Genomic DNA, 17488 nt, shown 5'->3' with positions numbered 1-17488 from the left:
GGCGCCAAAGGCTCAGGGCGCCGGCGGCGGCCGCCCCGGCCTGGGGCGGTAGGTCGGCAGGCTCCAGCCGAAGCGCAGCGCCGCCGCGCGGATCAGGAAGCAGGCGCCCGCCGCGATCAGCAGCGCGGGCTCCCGCCAGGTGCCGGTCATCCGCAGCACGACGAAGACCGTCGCCCCGGCGGCGGCGGCCGTCACATAGATCTCGCGATGCAGGATCAGGGGCGACTCGTTGCTGATCACGTCGCGCACGATGCCGCCGCCCGTCGCCGTCGCCACGCCGAGCAGCACCGCCGCCCAGGGCCGCGCCCCGGCCAGAAGGGCAATTTCCGCGCCCAGCACCGCGTAGAGCGAGAGCCCCACGGCATCGGCCCAGAGCAGGGTGCGGTAGCGGTTCTCGATATGCGGCGCGATGAAGAAGACCAGCAGCGACACCGCGCAGGCCACGCCGATCAGTTCCGGCTTCTGCAGCCAGAAGACGGGCGTGCGCCCCAGCAGCACGTCGCGCAGCGTCCCGCCGCCGACGCCCGTGACGGCGCCCATGGCCATGAAGCCGATCACGTCCATCTGCTTGCGCGAGGCAACGAGCGCGCCCGAGGCGGCAAAGACCGCGATGCCCGCGAGGTCGAGCCAAGCCAACCAGGTATCGAGCAACACGAGCCAGCCTCCGCATCTCCGGACCGGATGATGCCATCCGGCGGGAGAATGCTCTACTCGGCCGGCTGCATCTGCGCGCGGCGCGAGAGCGACATGGTGCGCGCCCCGCCCGCGCAGACCAGCGAGAGCACCAGCAGCGCCGCCACCGTGGGCAGCACCATCCACGTCAGGCCGAAATCGATCAGCAGGCCCATCGGCACCGGCATGAGCGCGGAGCCCAGCGGCAGGCCGGAGCTGACGAAGCCGAAGACCTTGCCGATCTCGCCCGGCGGGCAGGCTTCCTTCAGCATGACGTCGCGCGGCGTGCGGGAGGAGCCCATGCAGAGCCCGCCCACCAGCGCCACCACCGGCAGCATGATCTCGGGATAGGGCACGAGGCCGAGGGAGAGCAGCAGCCCCGCCGCGATGAGCGTCAGCACGGTCACGAAGCCCAGCAGGTCGCCGCCGCCCTTCTTGTCGGTCCACCAGCCGCCGACCAGCGTGCCCATCGTCGCGCCGACCATGTAGCCGGTGAGCGCCATGGAGGCGATCGCGATCGGCGTGCCCCAGAGCTTGCCCAGCACGGTGATGAGGAAGGCCTGGATGCCCGCGCCCGACATGGCCGAGAGAAGGAAGAAGGCGAAGAAGGCGAGGATCGGCTTGCTGGTCAGCAGCCGCGCGCCGCCCTTGGGCTTGGCGCCGCGCGCCTTGGGCTGGTCGCTCAGGATGCGCGCCTGCCACAGGATGGTGCCCACCACCGGCACACCCAGCATGCCCAGCAGCAGCAGCGCACCGCGCCAGTCCATGACCAGCAGCAGCAGCGCGACCGTCGGGGGGGCGAGCGCGAAGCCGAGATTGCCGGTGAAGGTGTGCAGCGCGAAGGCGCGGCCCACGAATTCCTTGCGGATGGAGCCTGCGAGGATGGCGTAGTCCGCCGGATGGATGACCGAGTTGCCGACGCCCGAGAGCACGGCCAGCAACAGGATCTGCCAGAACTCGGTGGCGAAGGACATGGCGCTGATGGACAGCGCCATGAGCAGCGTGCCGCCCACCAGGAAGCGCCGCGCGCCGTGCTTGTCCACGAGGAAGCCGACCGGCGTCTGCAGCAGCGCCGTCGTGCCGCTCATCAGCGCGACCGCGAGCCCGAGCATCGCGAAGGAGACATGGAACTCGTCGCGCCAGGTCAGGAAGAGCGGCGCGAGGCAGAGCATGTAGAAATGCGAGAGGAAATGCCCGGTCCCGATCAGGGCGCAGATCTGCGCGTCGCGCTTGGGTGTCAGGGCCGTTTCGCTCATGTGGATAATTTCCGCCTCGGCCCGAGACACGTCAATCGAGTCACCAGCCGGTTACCGGAACTTCATGGCGGCGGAGACAGCTCTCCCAACGGCCAGCGCGGGCGGGGCGCCAGCCCCATCGGGTCCGTCTGGCCGGCCCGCAGCCGCTCCAGCCCCGCCCAGGCGACCATCACGGCGTTGTCGGTGCAGAGGCGCAGCGGCGGCGCCAGCAGCGGCAGGGGCGTCGCATCCGCCAGCGCGGAGCGCAGCGTCTGGTTGGCTGCCACGCCGCCTGCCAGCACCAGCGCCGTGGCGCCGGGCAGCATAGCATGGGCATGGCGCGCGCGGTCCGCGAGCACGGCCGCCACGCTGGCCTGGAAGCTGGCCGCGATGTCCTCCCGCCGCGCCTCGCCCTTCGCGACCGCGTGGGCGACGGCCGTCTTGAGCCCGCTGAAGGAGAAGTCGCAGCCCGCCCGGCCCAGCAGCGGACGCGGCAGCCTCAGCGCCCGGGCATCGCCCGTCCCGGCCAGCCGCTCCAGATGCGCGCCGCCGGGCCAGGGCAGGCCGAGCAGCTTGGCCGTCTTGTCGAAGGCCTCGCCCACCGCGTCGTCCAGCGTGGTGCCGAGGCGGCGGTAGCGGCCCAGCCCCTCCACCGCCACGCATTGGCAATGCCCGCCGGAGACCAGCAGCAGCAGGTAGGGGTAGGCCGGCGGCGCCTCGAAGAGCCCCGGGAGGCGCGCCGTCAGGGCATGAGCCTCCAGGTGATTCACGCCCAGGAAGGGCAGCCCCGCCCCCAGCGCCAGCCCCTTGCCGTAGCTTGCGCCCACCACCAGCCCGCCGATCAGCCCCGGCCCCGCCGTCGCGGCCACGCCGCCGAGGTCGCGCGGGGTCACCCCCGCCTCGCCCATCACCTGCGAAACGAGCCCGCCGAGCCTTTGCAGATGCGCGCGCGCCGCGATCTCCGGCACCACCCCGCCGAAGCGCGTGTGCTCCGCCACCTGGGTGAAGACCGCCTCGGCCAGGATGCGGCCGTCGCGGTCCAGCACCGCCGCGGCGGTTTCGTCGCAGCTGGATTCGATCCCGAGAACGGGCCCGAGGAGGGGGGCCATGGTGGGACAATCTGGCCGGGTTTCGCTCATCACGCCCGCCCTATATGACGCTGCCATGTCCTCCGCCATGCCTGGAGCCGCGCGTCCGCCTCATTCCCGCATGCGGGCCCTGCCGCTCCGCGTCGGTACGCGCGCCTCGCCGCTCGCCCTTTGGCAGACGCGGCATTTCCTCGAGATCATCACCGGCTTCTGCCCGGTGCTGCGCGGCGTGAACGCCTTCGAGGAGCACGCCATCCGCACGACGGGCGATCTCATCCAGAACCGGCGCCTCGCCGATATCGGCGGCAAGGGCCTCTTCGCCAAGGAAATCCACGAGGCGCTGATCGACGGCCGCGTGGATTTCGCGGTCCACAGCCTCAAGGACCTCGAGACGGAGATGCCGCCGGGCATCGTCCTGGCCTGCACGCTGAAGCGCGAGGATTCGCGCGACGCGCTGATCCTCGGGCCCGGCTGCGGCGCGCCCGATGCGGGCGACCCCTATGCCTGCCTGCCGGCGGGCGCCGTGGTCGGCTCCTCCTCGCTGCGGCGGCAGTCGCAGCTGCTCGCGGCGCGGCCGGACCTCCAGGTCGTCACCCTGCGCGGCAACGTGCAGACGCGGCTCGCCGCCGTCGCGGCGGGCGAGGTCACGGCCTCGCTGCTCGCGCTCGCCGGGCTGAAGCGCCTGGGGCTGCAGGGCGAGGCCGCGCTGGCGCTGGACCCCGAGGCCATGGTGCCCGCCGCCGGCCAGGGAATCGTCGCGATCACCTGCCGCGAGACGGATACCGAACTGCTGGAGCTGCTGGCCGGCATCGAGGACCGCGAGGCCTCGGCCGTCTCGAAGGCCGAGCGCGCGCTGCTGGCCGCGCTCGACGGCTCCTGCCGCACGCCCATTGGCGGGCATGCGCGGCTGCTGCCCGATGGCTCGCTGCATCTGACGGGCCTCGTCGCGCGCGCCGACGGCTCCTTCCTGCTCAAGCGCACCATCCACGGCGCGGCCGCCGACGCCGTGCGGCTGGGCCGCGAGCTGGGCGAGGAGCTGCGGCAGGACAGCCCGGCCGATATCTTTGCCTGAGCCCCGCCGCCCCGGCGTCCTGATCACACGCCCCGAGCCCGGCGCGGCGGAGACGGCGGCGCGCGTGGAGGCGCTGGGCTGGCGGCCCATCCTGGCGCCGGCGCTGGTGCTGGCCCCCCTTCCCGGCTTCCGGCCCGTCCCGGCCCAGGCGCTGCTGCTGACCAGCCGCGCCGCCGCCCGTGCGCTGGCGCCCTGGGACGTGCCGGTCATCGCGGTAGGCGATGCCACGGCCGAGGCGGCGCGCGAGCGCGGCTTCGTCCGCGTTACCGCCGCCGAGGGCGATGCCGCGGCCATGGCCGAGCTCGCCGCGCGGAGCCTGGACCCCGCCGCAGGGCCGCTGCTGCTCGCCGTGGGCCAGGGCTATTCGCTGGAGCTCGCGGCCGCGCTGCGGCGGCGCGGCTTCCGCGTGGTACGGCGCCTTGCCTATGCCGCCGCCGACGCCCCTGGGCTGCCGGAGGAAGCGGCCCGCGCGCTCCGCAACCGGGAAGTGTCACGGGCATTGTTCTTCTCGCCGCGCAGCGCGGCGTGTAGCCTCCGCGCCCTGACCGCCGCCGGGCTTGAGGAGACCACGCGCGGCATGGAGGCCATCGCGATCAGCCCGCGCGTCGCCCATGCGCTCCGGCCCGTTCCCTGGAAGGCGATCCGCATCGCCCCGCGGCCGGACCAGAGCCACATTCTGGAGTTGCTTGGTACCCCATGACCACGACCTCCCCTCGCAAGCTTCCGGTCGATCCCGCCTGGATCGCTCTGGCCGTGGCCGCCCTGGTGCTCATCGCCGCCGCCGCCTGGCTCATGTCGCGCGAGCGCCCGGCCCCGATGGCCGAGGCACGCCCCGGCGTGGCGGCGACCCCGTCCACCCCCGCGCCGCCGCCCGACCCGATGGCCCCGCTCAACGCCCGCATCGAGGAGCTGACGCGCCGGCTGCAGGCCAGCGAGGCCGCGCTGGCCGAGCTGCGCGCCCGCCCCTCCGGCGACCCTGCCGCCATCGCCGCCCTCCGGCAGGAGCTGGCGGCCGCCCGCGACGCCGGGCGCCGCGAGGCTGCGGAAAGCGCGACAGCCCTCCGCAACGAGGCCGAGGCCCGCGCCCGCGCCGCTGAGGAGGCGCTGACCCGCCGCCTGGCCGAGGCGCAATCGGCCCGGGCGAGCGCCGAGCAGGCCCTGGCGCGCCGCGTGGAAGCCGCCGAGCAGGCCGCCGCCCAGGCGCCCCAGGCCGCCGAGCGGCGCGTGGCAGCGCTGGAGCAGCAGATCAACGAGCGCCTCGCCCCCGTGCAGGAATCCCTGCGCCGCATTGCCGCCACGGAAGCGCGGGCCGAGCGCCTGGCCGCCATCGACGCACTGAACGCGCGGCTCGGCGCCGGGCAGCCGCTGGGCGACGCGCTGGGCCGTCTCGGCGCGCAGGCGCCCGCCGCCCTCACGCGCTACGCCAGTGCCAGCCCGCCGACCGAGGCCGCGCTGCGCCTTTCCTTCGAGGACGCGGTCCGCCGCGCCCGCGCCGCGACCCAGGCGCAGGACGGGCTGATCCCGCGGCTGAACTCCCTCATCACCATCCGCCGTGGCGAGGAGGTGGTCTGGGGAGATGCGTCGGAGACGCAGGTGGAGCGCGCCCGCCGCGCGCTGGAGGCCGGCGACGTCCCCGGCGCGCTCGCCGCCCTCGCCTTGCTGCCCGACACGCTGCGCCAGGCGCTCGGCGGCTGGATCGCCGAGGCCGAGGGGTTGGCAGCGGCCCGCGCCGCGCTGCGGCAGCTCGCGGCCGGCTGACGCGCCATGCGCCATGCGATCCGCATCCTCGTCGTCCTCGTCCTCGTCTTCGCGCTGGTGCTCTGGCTTGCCGGGCTCGGCGGCACGGTCGAGATCCGGCACGAGGACTGGTACATCGGCCTCACCTTGCCCGCCGCGATCGTGGTGGCGGTGCCGCTCTTCCTCGTGGGGCACGTGCTGCTGCGCTTCTGGTCCTGGCTGCGCGGCTGGCCCGCGCGCCGCCGGGAGCGGCGCCGGCTGAACGACCGCGCCCTGTCGGACATCGCGCTGACCCGCGCCATGGTGGCGCTCGCCGCCGGCCGCACCGAGGCGGCGCGGATCGAGGTGGAGCGGTCGAGGAAGCTCGGCAACGCCTCGCCCCAGCTGCTCATCCTGCAGGCCGAGGTGGCGCGCGCCCGGGGCGACGAGGCAGCCGCCACGGAGGCCTTCGAGGCCCTGGCCGCCCGGCCCGACGCCAGGTTCCTCGGCCTGCGCGGACTGCTGCGCCAGGCCGAAGCGCGTGGCGACTGGGACAGCGCACGGCAGATCGCCGCCGATGCGCAGGCGCTGGAGCCCAAGGCCGAATGGCTGCGTGCCGAGCGCTCCGAAGTCGCGCTGCGCCGCCAGGACTGGGGCGAGGCGCTCGCCCTCTCCAGCCCCGAGGCGCCGCGCGCCAGCCTCAGCCTCGCCGCTGCCGGGCAGGAGGCCGATCCAGCCAAGGCGCGCGAGCTGGAGCGCCAGGCCTTCATGGCGGACCCCAGCTTCTCCCCCGCCGCACTGGCCTATGCGAAGCGTCTCGCGGATGCGGGCAGCCCGCGCCGCGCGCGCAGCGTTCTGCAGCAGGCCTGGGACGCCGCACCGCAGCCCGATATCGCGGCCGCCTGGGTCGCCGCGGAGCCCGATCTCCTGCGCCGTGTGAAGCTGATCGACGAGCTGACGCGGGCCAATCCCTCCCATCCGGAAAGCCATCGCGCACGGGCACGGGTGGCGCTGGATGCGGGCCTTACCGGCCGCGCCCGGCAGGAGCTGCAGGCCTGGCTGGACAGCGGCCTGGCCGACCGCCGCTGCTACGCCCTGCTGGCCGAGCTGGAAGGCGCGGAGCACGGCCCCGACGCGGCGCGCGAGCGCGAGGCCGCCTGGCTGCGCGAAGCCGCCTCGGCGCCGGTCGCCCCCGGCTGGCGCTGCGGCCATTGCGGCGCCGAGCAGCGCGGCTGGGCACCGGTCTGCGATAATTGCGGCACGGCGGGCGCCATCGGCTGGACCGGCGCGCCGCGCTGAAACCTAGCCGCCGGGCGAGGTGGGAGCGAGGCGTGCCGGCGGCCGCGAGGTCCAGCGGTAGCCGGGCGGCACGGCGAAGCTGACGGCGCCCTGGTCCGCATAGCTGACGGCGACCGCCTCGATGCTGCCCCGCACGCCATCTGAAATCGCGTCGCTTCGCAGCAGCAGGCCATCGGGGGTGACGCAGAGCGTCCCCTCGGTCGAGCGGTCGCGGAATGCCCAGACGGTGCAGCCCTCGCCCGCCACCCGGTCCTGACCCCGGCGCGTGAAGCGCACGCGCGGCGAGGGGCCGAGCTGCCGGCGCAGCATGTCGGGCGGCATGGCCGTCACGCGCCGCGAGCCCTCGATGATGATGAAGCCCGTCTGCGCGCGGCGGTTCAGCACCGACCACCCGATGCCGGGCATCTCGACCCGCAGCATCTGGCGCGAGGCGGACCAGGAGGCCGCGACCTCGCGCGAGATCCCCTCGGAACCGCCCAGGCGATAGACCACGGCCACGTCCCGCTCCGGGAAGAAGGCCGGGCGCTCCTGCGCCATGGCGGGCACCGCCAGGAGCGACATCAGGAGAACCCGCTTCACCAACCGACCCATCCCGGTACTCCGCAATCCTGAGCGGAGACTATTCGTCGCGCGTCGGTCTGGCGAGAAGGGCGCGCGTGGCGCCCGCGACGTCGAGCCGGCCTTCGAGCACCTCCACCACGGAGGCGCAGATCGGCAGCTCCACCCCGGCCGCCTCGGCGCGGGCCAGCAGGGCGGGCGCGGTCATCACGCCCTCGGTCACCGCCTGGCGGCCCGCCAGGATCTCCTGCAGCTTCATGCCCCGCCCCAGCGCCATGCCGAGCGAGGTGTTGCGGCTGGAAGGCCCGGTCGCGGTCAGCATCAGGTCGCCCAGGCCGGAGAGGCCCGAGGCCGTCTCCACGCGTCCGCCCAGCCCGACGACGAGCCGCGAGAGCTCCGCGAGGCCTCGGGTGATGAGCGCAGCGCGCGCATTCTCGCCCAGCCCCGCCCCGGTCGCGATGCCGGCCGCGATGGCCAGCACGTTCTTCGCCGCGCCGCCCAGCTGCACGCCGAGCGCATCCTCGCTGCCATAGAGCCGCAGCGCGCCGCCCGAGAGCAGCGCCAGCGCACGTTCCCGCAGCGCCGGATCGGTGGAGGCCACGACGCTCGCGGCCGGAAGCCCCGCCGCCACCTCATGCGCGAAATTGGGGCCGGAGAGCACGCCCCCCGGCTGGCCCGGCCGCGCCTCGGCCAGCACCTCCAGCGGCAGGCGCAGGCTGCCGGCCTCGAGCCCCTTGCAGGCCAGCAGCAGGGGCGGCAGGCGCACGGGCAGGCGCGCCAGCACGGCACGCAGCGGCTGGACCGGGACGGCCAGCACCGTGAGCTCCGCCCGCGCCGCTTCCTCCGCATCGCCCGTGACGCGCAGGGCATCCGGCAGGAGAACGCCCGGCAGGCGAGGATTGGCGCGCGCCGTCGCGATCTCGGCCGCACGCGCCGGGTCGCGCGCCCAGAGCGTCACGCGATGCCCCTGGCGGCAGGCGTGGAGCGCCAGCGCCGTGCCCCAGGCCCCCGCACCGAGGACGGAGATCTCACTCATCGGCGACGCGCTCCAGGCTCCAGCCGCCGCCAGGCTCGCCGGTCGCGAGCCGTTCGGCCAGGGCCGCGAGGATCTCGCGCGCCGCTTCCTCGAAGCCGAAGGGCGGGTTCACCACCACCAGGCCGCAGCCATTGAGCCGCGCGGTATCGACCGGGTCCCGCAGATAGAGCTCGGCCGCCACGATGTCGCGCACGCCGCTTCCGGCCAGATCCGTGTGGAAGGCGCGCACGGGCGCGCGGCCCTTGATCGGATACCATGCCGCCTGCACCAGCCCGCGCGCGCGGCGCGAGACCTCGGCGATGGCGGCGGCCATGCGCTCGTACTCGCCCGGCTGCTCGAAGGGCGGGTCCATGAGAACGAGGCCGCGCTTCTCCGCGAAGGGCACCAGCGCCCGCAGCGCTTCCCAGGCATCGCGATGATGCACGGACACGCGCGGATCGCGCCGGAAGAGCGCGCGCAGCGTCGCGTGATCCTGCTCGTGCAGCTCGACGAGAGTGAGGCGGTCCTGCTCGCGCAGCAGCGCGGCGGTCAGCGCGGGCGAGCCCGGATAGTCCGTGCCGCCGCCCCCCAGCGCGACATAGTCGGCCAGCGGCCCGTCGCCGATTCCGGCGAGGCGCCCGATGCCCTCGCGCCACTCGCCCGTGCGCTGCGCCTCGCCGCCGGAAAGGTCATAGCGGCCGATGCCCGCATGGGTGTCGAGCACGCGGAACGCCGCCGGCTTGCGCGCGAGGGCGCGCAGAAGCCACACCAGCAGCGCGTGCTTCATGCAGTCCGCGAAATTTCCCGCGTGGAAGGCGTGGCGGTAGTTGATCGCTCAGATCCGCGTGACGTCGCCATGCGGGAAGGGCGAGCCGGCGACGAGAGCCGCGACCGCGGCGCCGACTTCCTCCGGCTGGCGGATCTTCTTCTGGTCCTCGCCGGGGAAGGCGACCATGCGAAGCTGAGTCGCGACAGGGCCCGGATCGACCAGCGCGACGCGCAGCTTGGTCTGCTCCAGCTCCGCGGCCCAGCAGCCCACGAGATGCGCCTGCGCGGCCTTGGCGGCGGAATAGAGGCCCCAATAGGCGGCGGGGGCGAAGACGTGGCGGTCCGTCAGCACCACCGCACGCCCTGCCTCGGCCGCGCGCAGCGGCGGATCGCAGGTGCGGATGAGGCGCCAGGTCGCACTGGTGTTCACCGCGAGGCTCTCCTCCCAGTCGCGCGGCATGATGTGCGCCACGGGAGTGAGCTTCGACAGCACGGCCGCCGCATGGACCAGGATGTCCAGCCGGCCGAAGCGCTCGACGATCGAGGGGCCGAGCATGTCGATCTGTTCGCCCTCGCGCTGGAGGTCGAGCGGGATGAGCGTCGCGCTGCCGCCGGCGGCGCGGATCATGTCATCCGTCTCCTCGAGGCCGCCCTGGCTGCGCGCCGTGATCACCAGATGCGCGCCGAGCCCGGCCAGCGCCACGGCCGTCGCGCGCCCGATCCCGCGGCTCGCGCCCGTGACGAGCGCGACCTTGCCCTTCAGGTTCTGAGTGGTCACGCGCTGATCCTGAGCCTGCCGGTCTGCTCTTCGGGCGTATCGGCCCAATCGGTGAGCGGGATCGCGTACTCGCCGGTGAAGCAGGCGTCGCAGAAGGCGGGGTCGCGCGCGTCGCGGCCCTTGCGGCCGAGCGCGCGGTAGAGGCCGTCGATGGAGATGAAGGCGAGGCTGTCCACGCCGATCAGCTTCGCCATCTCCTCGAGGTCGTGCTTCGCGGCCAGCAGCTGCGAGCGCTCGGGCGTGTCGATGCCGTAGAAGCAGCTGTGCGTCGTCGGCGGCGAGGAGATGCGCATATGCACCTCGGCCGCGCCGGCCTGGCGCACCATCTCGACGATCTTCTTCGAGGTCGTGCCGCGCACGATGCTGTCATCCACGAGGATGACGCGCTTGCCCTCGAGCATCGGGCGGTTGGCGCTGTGCTTCAGCTTCACACCCAGATGCCGGATCTGGTCCGTAGGCTCGATGAAGGTGCGGCCGACGTAGTGGTTGCGGATGATGCCGAGCTCGAACGGAATGCCGGATTCGGTGGCGTAGCCCATGGCGGCGGGGACGCCGCTGTCCGGCACGGGAACCACGACATCTGCCGCCACCGCGCTCTCGCGCGCCAGCTCGGCGCCGATGCGCTTGCGGGTGTCGTAGACCGGCGTTCCCTCGACCACCGAATCAGGGCGGGCGAAGTAGATGTACTCGAAGATGCAGAAGCGGTTCTCGGTGTTCGGGAAGGGCTTCACGGAGCGGATGCCGCTGTCGTCGATCACGACGATCTCGCCCGGTTCGATGTCGCGCACGAATTCCGCGCTGACGATGTCGAGCGCGCAGGTCTCGCTCGCGAGCACCCAGCCATCGTTGAGGCGGCCCAGCACCAGCGGGCGCACGCCCATCGGGTCGCGCGCACCGATGAGGCCGCCATTGTGGAGCGCCACCAGCGAATAGGCGCCCTGAACCTGCTTCAGCGCGTCGATCAGCCGGTCCAGCACCGTCGAGTAGAGGCTGATGGCGATGAGGTGGATGAACACCTCGCTGTCCGTGCTGGACTGGAAGAGGCAGCCGCGGCGCACCAGCGCGCGCTTCAGCGCGGCCGCATTGGTGAGGTTGCCGTTGTGGCCCACGCCGAAGCCGCCGAACTCGAAGTCGGCGAAGAGCGGCTGCACGTTGCGCAGCGCCGTCTCGCCCGTCGTGGCGTAGCGGTTGTGGCCGATCGCGGCGCGGCCCGGCAGGCTGTTCATCACCTTGGCGTCGCCGAAGATGTCGCCGACGAGGCCGAGGCCCTTATGCGTGTGGAAGATGCCCGCATCATCCAGCGTCACGATGCCCGAGGCTTCCTGGCCGCGATGCTGCAGGGCATGCAGGCCGAGGGCGGTCAGCGCCGCCGCGTCCTTGTGCCGCCAGACGCCGAAGACGCCGCATTCCTCGTGGAATTTGTCGTCGTCCGAGAGGGGCAGGGACATGGGGGGCGACCTCTAGGTTCGAGAGCGGGCAGGCGGACGCATCAGATCCTCCTGCGTCGGCTCGCGGCGTTCCGGGGGCGCCGCGATGCGGGGGCGATACTCCTCCGGCATCAAGGCCACAACCCATCTTGCGAGATCGACGACAAGAGGAAGCGCGCGGGCTTCACGCACCGCTTCGGGCCATCGTTCCACGGCGGGGACCACGAGTCCCGCGAGAACATAGGCCAAAGCAGCGATAAAGGCCCCGCGAACCAACCCAAATATGGCACCCAGGGAGCGGTCTACACCCCCCAGCGGGCTGCTCTGGACGCGACCCGCCAATGCGTGGATCACAAGCTTCAGCACCACCAGCACGACGAGGAAGACCACGCCGACGGCCACGCCATCGGCCAGCCAGTCGGGCTCGACCGTGCCTTCCATCATCGCCGCCAGCGGCTCCCGCAGGGCGAAGGCGGCGAAGGCGGCGCCGATCCAGGCGGCGACACCCAGGAATTCCCGCACGAAGCCGCGCAGGAAGGAAAGGATGGCGGAGACCACCATCACGATGAGGAGTATGCCATCCGCCCAGGTCATGCACCGCTGGCTATACAGGGCTCCAACGATTCGTGTGAGTCCCGGGCCTTCCTGGGGGCTTCCCGGGTTACCGCGCCGTCACGCCCGCGCCTTCTCCCGCTTGAGGGTTCCGGCCGCGAAGGGAGCGACGAGGTCTGCCAGATGGCCGATCTCGGTGAGCTTGAGCCCCTCCATCGGCGCCGGCGCCTTGTTGCCGCGCGCGACCCGGCGCGGCAGCACGGCCGCGCCGAAGCCCAGCTTCTGCGCCTCCCGCAGCCGCAGCTCGGCCTGCGAGACCTGCCGGATCTCGCCGGAAAGCCCGACCTCGCCGAAATAGACGGCGTCCGGGTCCGTCGGCCGGTCCGTGATGGCGGAGACCAGGGCCGCCGCCACCGCCATGTCCGCCGCGGGCTCGTTGATGCGCAGGCCGCCGGCGATGTTCAGGTAGACGTCCGCCTGCGCGAAGGTGAGGTTGCAGCGCGCCTCCAGCACCGCCAGCAGCATGGAGAGCCGCCCGCCCTCCCAGCCCACGACCTGGCGCCTGGGACTGCCGCCATTGCTGGGCGAGAGCAGGGCCTGCACCTCCACCAGCACGGGCCGCGAGCCCTCCATCCCCGCGAAGACGGCGCTGCCCGAGATGTTGCCCCGGCGTTCGGCGAGGAAGAGAGCCGAGGGGTTGGTGACCTCGACCAGCCCGCCCTCGGTCATCTCGAAGACGCCGATCTCGTCGGTGGCGCCGAAGCGGTTCTTGGTGGCGCGCAGGATGCGGAACTGGTGGCCCCGGTCGCCCTCGAAGTAGAGCGTGGCGTCGACCATGTGCTCCAGCACGCGTGGGCCGGCGAGCGTGCCCTCCTTCGTTACATGGCCGACCAGAACCAGCGCGAAGCCGCGCGCCTTGGCGCAGCGGATCAGCTCGAAGGCGCAGGTGCGGACCTGGGCGACGGTGCCGGGCGCCGAATCCAGCGCGTCGAGCCACATGGTCTGGATGGAATCGATGATGACGAGGGAGGCGTCCTTCTCGGCCTCGAGGCTCGCGATGATATCGCGGAGCGCGGAAGCCGCCGCCAGCGCCAGCGGCGCCTCAGCGAGGCCGAGGCGCCGCGCGCGCAGTCGCACTTGGGCCACCGCCTCCTCGCCCGAGATGTAGAGGACGCGCTTGCCCGCGCTCGACATGCGCGCGGCCGCCTGCAGGAGGATGGTGGACTTGCCGATGCCCGGGTCGCCGCCCACCAGCACGGCCGAGGCTGGGACGAAGCCGCCGCCCAGCACGCGATCCAGCTCGGCGATGCCCGTCAGGTGGCGCGGAGGCGGCGCGGATTCTCCGGCCAGCCCCACCAGCTCGATCCCGCGCCCGGGGGGCGCCTTGCCGGCGGGGCCGGGCCCGCGCGGGCCCACCGCTTCCTCGGTGAGGGTGTTCCATTCGCCGCAGGCGTCGCAGCGCCCCTGCCATTTGGGGAAATCGGCCCCGCAGGACTGGCAGACGAAGCGGGTGCGATCCTTGGCCATGAACAGAACGTATCAAGAACACAAGCCGCGCCGCAAGGGCGGGGAACGATAGGTTACGTCTATCGTGTCGTCTCGTTTCTTGGATTGGAGCCTATCGTCGGGCGCCGTTAGTTTTTCCTCATCGGACAGAACCGATCAACCCGATGGAAAGGAACCTCTGAGATGAAGACCTTCATGATGGCCACCGCGATCGCCGCCGCCACCCTGGGCATGACGGCCCTGCCCATGCGCGACGCCGCCGCACAAACCGCCCCCGCCAGCTACTGCCACAACCGCATCCAGGCTGTGAGCTTCTACGGCTCCGTGGCCAGCGACGGCCGTACCAGCACGGTGTCCTACTACGTGATCCTGCAGAACCGGACGGGCGAGCCGGTGCATTTCGCGGTGGCCTTCAACGCCACCCAGGCCCAGAACCGCCCTAACGGCACCATGTTCAGCACGCTGGGTCCCTGGGGCAACTCAGGCCCAATTTTGCTGGGCATCGATCGCTTCAACAACCCGAGCGGCTCTGGCGCGTTGAGCAATGTGTACGACCTGCCGCCCGCCACCCAGGTGGTGTGCCGCTAGGCCAAGAAAGAACTGCCGCCGCGCTGCCTCCCCCAACCCTGGCGCGGCGGACTTTGCCCCGGCGGGGTTCCCCCCACTCCCCGCCCCGCCGGGGCTCTTTCCCATCCCGAATTTATTTGCGAACGCGCGCCACCGGGGCGCGCGCTTTGCCGCATGGCTGCGGCCAGGCCGTCCGGCCTCTCCGGGGGCTTGTCACGATCGTTACTTGCCGACAGGGTCCAGAACGCCCCAGAAGAGCAACGGCTCCCAAAGGCCCCCAGAGGCATTATATGAAACGAACTGATATTTCTGTTGCCGCCGCCATGGAGCAGGGGTCGAACAACTTTGACTTGATACGGCTTATCGCGGCACTGACCGTGCTGATCAGCCATAGCTTCTCCCTTATTTCATCTCCGCATGAACCCTTCATTCGTTACCTGGGCAATTACGACAGTGGCGGCGGCCTTGCCGTCTCAATTTTCTTCTTCATCAGCGGGTTCCTTATATACCGCTCATCTGAGCGGCATAATATGGCCACCTATATGAAATCTCGCGCCCTGCGAATTATGCCAGGGTTACTGGTCTGCCTCATATTTACAACATTTATTGTAGGACCAATTTTTACAAATCTAAGCTTGGGAAATTATTTCACCAATTCGGAAACCCATAACCATCTTCTAGGCTTTTTTGTTTTTAATATTACGACCACACTACCCGGCGTTTTTTCTAATTTACCGATTCCCGCCGTTAATGGAAGCCTCTGGACACTGCCGATTGAGGCGACGTTCTATTTGTTGTTTCCCGTTTTTCTTTCTTTAGGTCTTATCAACGGGAGAACTCTGCTGTTGTGCGCTATTTTAGCGATAGGCTCTTACGTCGTCTTGCCCGCCTATTTGCCGCCAGAATTTGGCGTGCTTAGGTCCATACAATTTTTCCCCGCCTTAAGAATGTTTTGCTTTTTCACGATGGGCGCATGCTATTGGGAATTTCGCGACCGAATTAAACTTAGCGCAGGAACAGTGGCGTGCTTCGCGATTCTTCTCTATCTCGGAATATACAGCCCGGCCAAGTTCATCATTTACGTGCTCAGCGTGGGATATTTGGTCATGTACTTTGGCTTGGCTTTTCCCATCAAATTTGCGTTGGGACAAAGGGTGGGTGATATCTCTTACGGAACCTATCTGTATGCTTTCCCGGTACAGCAGGCTGTCATTACTGTGTTCGGGGCATCGATCGGCGCCCTCGGAGTTTCCGCCATCGCCGCTCCTATTGCCATGGGCTTGGGGTATCTCTCCTGGCGCTTCGTGGAGAAGCCTTTTCTCCAAATCCGGCACGCCATTCCCTCCTATGATAACGATTGGAACCGCGTGCGATAATAATTGCCCCGGGCATCGGTCCCGTACCCCTGCCCGAACCTGGGCCGAAGGTGCGGGCGCGGGCTTCTCTTTTTTCAGCATGCCTCCTGATAACGAGGTGCGAGAGATGTATATGCACAGTATGCACCGCGAGGCTCTCCGCACCCAGGATGTCGAATCGGCCTGCACCGCCATCAGTGCCGATTGCCTGGCTTTCGCCGCGCGCCGGGCGGCAAATCTGATTTCACGTGTCTATGCCCTCCACCTCTCGCCGTCGGGGCTGGAGCCTTCGCAGTTCCTCATCCTGAACGTCGTGGCCTCCCACAGCACGGGCTCCGCGCGCGAGTTGGCGGACCGTCTGGGCATCGAGCGGTCGACCCTGACGCGAAACCTCGCGCGGCTGCTGGAGGGTGGGCTGCTCGTCTCAGCACCCGGCGAGGGACGGCGCATCACCTATCGCCTGACGCCCGCCGGACGGGAGAAGCTGGCCGAAGCCCTCCCTCTCTGGGCCGCGGCGCAGGCGGCCGTGACCGCCAGGCTTCGCCCGGGCGTGGCCGAGGCAGCGCGGGATTCGCTCGATGAGCTGCACGGTGCCGCCGCCGAGCTGATCGACAAGGCGCCGGCCTAGCCTTCCCGCAGCGCGGCCCCGGCCGCGAGAGGCGCCAGCGGCGCGGCAAGGGCCAGCAGCGCGGCCTCCAGCAACAGATAGGGCTGCGCCGCCATCCCCTCCGCCGCCGCCGAGATCGCGGCGGCGCCGAAGATGATGGCGGGAATGCCCAACGGCAGCACGAGCAGCGGCAGCAGCACGCCGCCGCGCCGCGCGCCCAGCGTCAGCGCCGCGCCCGCCGTGCCCAGCAGGGAGAGAAAGGCCGAGCCCAGCGCCAGCGCCGCCACCGCCACGCCCCAGGCCTCCACGGGCAGGTTCAGCAACGCGGCCGCCACGGGCGTCGCGGCCATGAGCGGAACGCCCGTGGTGATCCAGTGCGCCAGCGCCTTCACCGCCGCGATCGCCGCAGGGTGCAGGCCGCTCAGCAGCAATTGATCCAGAGAACCATCCTCGGCCTCCGCGCCGAAGAGACGATCGAGCGGCAGCAGCGCCGCCAGCAGCGCGGCGGCCAGCATCGCGCCGGGCGCGAGCTGCGAGAGCAGCTCCGGCGAAGGCCCCGTGCCGAAGGGGAACAGCGCGGTCACCAGCACGAAGAACATCACGGCGGAAAGCGTGTCCGCCGGATGGCGCAGGGCCAGGCGCAGCTCGCGCCGGAGAAGGGCGATCACAGGCGCAGTTCCCGGCTGTCCGGCAGCGGCAGCGGCAGATGCGTCGCCGCGATCACCATGCCCCCGGCCGCGCGATGCGCGGCGAAGAGCGGCGCGAGACGCGCGACGGAATCCACGTCCAGCCCGACGCTGGGCTCATCCAGCAGCCAGAGGCGCGAGGTGCCCAGCAGCAGCCGCGCCAGCGCGACTCGGCGGCGCTGGCCCGCGGAGAGCACCCGCGCAGGCAGCTCCGCGAGCGGGAGCACACCCAAGGCATCGAGCGCGGCCATGACATCGCCGCCATGCAGCCCTGCCGACAAAGCGAGATTCTCGGCCACGGAGAACGAGGGCTTCAGGGCATCCTGGTGGCCGAGGTAGCGCAGGCGCGCGCCATGCGCCGGCAGATCGGCCAGCGCGTCCTCGCCGTTCCACAACAGCTTTCCGGCCTCCGCACGAAGCAGACCGGCGACGACACGAAGCAATGACGACTTCCCGGCGCCATTCGCGCCGGTCAGCAGCAGCGCCTCGCCGGGCTTTATTGCGAATGAGACGCAATTGAATACGAGCCGCTCCCCGCGCCAGCAGCCGAGTTCTTGCGCTTCGAGCAGCGTCACCTCCATGGACCG

The 17488-nt window shown here is 71.0% G+C and carries 19 protein-coding genes; 7 read left to right on the top strand and 12 right to left on the bottom strand.

Going from position 1 to position 17488, the window contains the following annotated elements; all coding sequences use genetic code 11:
• Positions 1-12: 12 nt before the first annotated feature.
• From WJM96_RS02410 to tsaD, 3 genes are all read right to left on the bottom strand, one after another.
• On the bottom strand, positions 13-654 hold the full coding sequence (locus WJM96_RS02410; protein ID WP_424810825.1) for a trimeric intracellular cation channel family protein: 642 nt from the start codon (positions 652-654) through the stop codon (positions 13-15).
• Positions 655-707: 53 nt separating this feature from the next.
• Positions 708-1928 carry an MFS transporter gene (locus WJM96_RS02405; RefSeq protein WP_424810824.1) on the bottom strand — a complete coding sequence of 407 codons (1221 nt, stop codon included), beginning with the start codon at positions 1926-1928 and terminating at the stop codon, positions 708-710.
• A 62-nt stretch (positions 1929-1990) separates the two neighbouring features.
• The gene (tsaD, locus tag WJM96_RS02400; RefSeq protein WP_424810823.1) at positions 1991-3016 is read right to left on the bottom strand and encodes a tRNA (adenosine(37)-N6)-threonylcarbamoyltransferase complex transferase subunit TsaD; all 1026 of its coding nucleotides are present in this window, start codon (positions 3014-3016) and stop codon (positions 1991-1993) included.
• Here tsaD and hemC point away from each other — a divergent pair.
• Genes hemC through WJM96_RS02380 form a run of 4 tightly spaced genes read left to right on the top strand, consistent with a single transcriptional unit; the run spans position 3015 to position 7082 of the window.
• The gene (hemC, locus tag WJM96_RS02395) at positions 3015-4067 is read left to right on the top strand and encodes a hydroxymethylbilane synthase (protein ID WP_424810822.1); all 1053 of its coding nucleotides are present in this window, start codon (positions 3015-3017) and stop codon (positions 4065-4067) included. The genes tsaD and hemC overlap by 2 nt on opposite strands.
• The gene (locus tag WJM96_RS02390; RefSeq protein ID WP_424810821.1) at positions 4060-4767 is read left to right on the top strand and encodes a uroporphyrinogen-III synthase; all 708 of its coding nucleotides are present in this window, start codon (positions 4060-4062) and stop codon (positions 4765-4767) included. Before hemC ends, WJM96_RS02390 begins: the two co-directional genes overlap by 8 nt.
• The gene (locus WJM96_RS02385) at positions 4764-5825 is read left to right on the top strand and encodes a hypothetical protein (protein ID WP_424810820.1); all 1062 of its coding nucleotides are present in this window, start codon (positions 4764-4766) and stop codon (positions 5823-5825) included. Before WJM96_RS02390 ends, WJM96_RS02385 begins: the two co-directional genes overlap by 4 nt.
• A gap of 6 nt (positions 5826-5831) precedes the next feature.
• Complete coding sequence (locus tag WJM96_RS02380) at positions 5832-7082, top strand: heme biosynthesis HemY N-terminal domain-containing protein (RefSeq protein WP_424810819.1); 1251 nt, start codon at positions 5832-5834, stop codon at positions 7080-7082.
• Positions 7083-7085: 3 nt separating this feature from the next.
• Here the strand turns inward: WJM96_RS02380 and WJM96_RS02375 are convergent, their stop codons facing one another.
• The 7 genes from WJM96_RS02375 to radA all read right to left on the bottom strand — a co-directional run bounded on the left by WJM96_RS02375 (position 7086) and on the right by radA (position 13707).
• Positions 7086-7661: a hypothetical protein gene (locus WJM96_RS02375; protein ID WP_424810818.1), complete on the bottom strand. Its 576-nt coding sequence runs from the start codon at positions 7659-7661 to the stop codon at positions 7086-7088.
• Between the two features lie 40 nt (positions 7662-7701).
• The gene (locus tag WJM96_RS02370) at positions 7702-8676 is read right to left on the bottom strand and encodes an NAD(P)H-dependent glycerol-3-phosphate dehydrogenase (protein ID WP_424810817.1); all 975 of its coding nucleotides are present in this window, start codon (positions 8674-8676) and stop codon (positions 7702-7704) included.
• Complete coding sequence (locus tag WJM96_RS02365; protein ID WP_424811809.1) at positions 8669-9487, bottom strand: 23S rRNA (adenine(2030)-N(6))-methyltransferase RlmJ; 819 nt, start codon at positions 9485-9487, stop codon at positions 8669-8671. The genes WJM96_RS02370 and WJM96_RS02365 overlap by 8 nt, the downstream gene beginning before the upstream one ends.
• A 3-nt stretch (positions 9488-9490) precedes the next feature.
• A complete protein-coding gene (locus tag WJM96_RS02360) occupies positions 9491-10201 on the bottom strand; it encodes an SDR family NAD(P)-dependent oxidoreductase (RefSeq protein WP_424810816.1) in 711 nt (236 codons plus the stop codon).
• Positions 10198-11649, bottom strand: coding sequence for an amidophosphoribosyltransferase (gene purF, locus WJM96_RS02355; protein ID WP_424810815.1), 1452 nt, complete (start codon positions 11647-11649; stop codon positions 10198-10200). Before purF ends, WJM96_RS02360 begins: the two co-directional genes overlap by 4 nt.
• A gap of 12 nt (positions 11650-11661) precedes the next feature.
• Entirely contained in the window at positions 11662-12222 is a 561-nt protein-coding gene (locus WJM96_RS02350) for a CvpA family protein (protein ID WP_424810814.1), read from the bottom strand.
• 78 nt (positions 12223-12300) lie between these two features.
• A complete protein-coding gene (gene radA, locus WJM96_RS02345; protein ID WP_424810813.1) occupies positions 12301-13707 on the bottom strand; it encodes a DNA repair protein RadA in 1407 nt (468 codons plus the stop codon).
• A gap of 162 nt (positions 13708-13869) precedes the next feature.
• Between radA and WJM96_RS02340 the strand changes: the two genes are divergently transcribed.
• From WJM96_RS02340 to WJM96_RS02330, 3 genes are all read left to right on the top strand, one after another.
• Positions 13870-14274: a hypothetical protein gene (locus WJM96_RS02340; RefSeq protein WP_424810812.1), complete on the top strand. Its 405-nt coding sequence runs from the start codon at positions 13870-13872 to the stop codon at positions 14272-14274.
• Positions 14275-14543: 269 nt separating this feature from the next.
• Positions 14544-15629, top strand: coding sequence for an acyltransferase family protein (locus WJM96_RS02335; protein ID WP_424810811.1), 1086 nt, complete (start codon positions 14544-14546; stop codon positions 15627-15629).
• Positions 15630-15735: 106 nt separating this feature from the next.
• Positions 15736-16236 carry a MarR family winged helix-turn-helix transcriptional regulator gene (locus tag WJM96_RS02330; protein WP_424810810.1) on the top strand — a complete coding sequence of 167 codons (501 nt, stop codon included), beginning with the start codon at positions 15736-15738 and terminating at the stop codon, positions 16234-16236.
• Here the strand turns inward: WJM96_RS02330 and ccmB are convergent.
• Entirely contained in the window at positions 16233-16883 is a 651-nt protein-coding gene (gene ccmB / locus WJM96_RS02325; RefSeq protein ID WP_424810809.1) for a heme exporter protein CcmB, read from the bottom strand. The two genes, WJM96_RS02330 and ccmB, sit on opposite strands and share 4 nt — an antisense overlap.
• On the bottom strand, positions 16880-17476 hold the full coding sequence (gene ccmA / locus WJM96_RS02320; RefSeq protein ID WP_424810808.1) for a heme ABC exporter ATP-binding protein CcmA: 597 nt from the start codon (positions 17474-17476) through the stop codon (positions 16880-16882). Before ccmA ends, ccmB begins: the two co-directional genes overlap by 4 nt.
• Positions 17477-17488: the final 12 nt, after the last annotated feature.

The sequence above is a fragment of the Roseococcus sp. YIM B11640 genome, from assembly GCF_049727625.1.
In the GTDB taxonomy this organism is placed as follows: domain Bacteria; phylum Pseudomonadota; class Alphaproteobacteria; order Acetobacterales; family Acetobacteraceae; genus Roseococcus.
This window is presented reverse-complemented; position numbering and strand designations above follow the sequence as displayed.

Excerpts from the sequence above, each read along its gene's own strand:
- hemC (WP_424810822.1), top strand. The coding sequence starts at position 3,015 with ATGGTGGGACAATCTGGCCGGGTTTCGCTCATCACGCCCGCCCTATAT.
- radA (WP_424810813.1), bottom strand. The coding sequence starts at position 13,707 with ATGGCCAAGGATCGCACCCGCTTCGTCTGCCAGTCCTGCGGGGCCGAT.
- WJM96_RS02335 (WP_424810811.1), top strand. The coding sequence starts at position 14,544 with ATGAAACGAACTGATATTTCTGTTGCCGCCGCCATGGAGCAGGGGTCG.
- WJM96_RS02350 (WP_424810814.1), bottom strand. The coding sequence starts at position 12,222 with ATGACCTGGGCGGATGGCATACTCCTCATCGTGATGGTGGTCTCCGCC.
- WJM96_RS02340 (WP_424810812.1), top strand. The coding sequence starts at position 13,870 with ATGAAGACCTTCATGATGGCCACCGCGATCGCCGCCGCCACCCTGGGC.
- WJM96_RS02380 (WP_424810819.1), top strand. The coding sequence starts at position 5,832 with ATGCGCCATGCGATCCGCATCCTCGTCGTCCTCGTCCTCGTCTTCGCG.
- WJM96_RS02385 (WP_424810820.1), top strand. The coding sequence starts at position 4,764 with ATGACCACGACCTCCCCTCGCAAGCTTCCGGTCGATCCCGCCTGGATC.
- tsaD (WP_424810823.1), bottom strand. The coding sequence starts at position 3,016 with ATGGCCCCCCTCCTCGGGCCCGTTCTCGGGATCGAATCCAGCTGCGAC.
- WJM96_RS02330 (WP_424810810.1), top strand. The coding sequence starts at position 15,736 with ATGTATATGCACAGTATGCACCGCGAGGCTCTCCGCACCCAGGATGTC.
- WJM96_RS02405 (WP_424810824.1), bottom strand. The coding sequence starts at position 1,928 with ATGAGCGAAACGGCCCTGACACCCAAGCGCGACGCGCAGATCTGCGCC.
- purF (WP_424810815.1), bottom strand. The coding sequence starts at position 11,649 with ATGTCCCTGCCCCTCTCGGACGACGACAAATTCCACGAGGAATGCGGC.
- WJM96_RS02370 (WP_424810817.1), bottom strand. The coding sequence starts at position 8,676 with ATGAGTGAGATCTCCGTCCTCGGTGCGGGGGCCTGGGGCACGGCGCTG.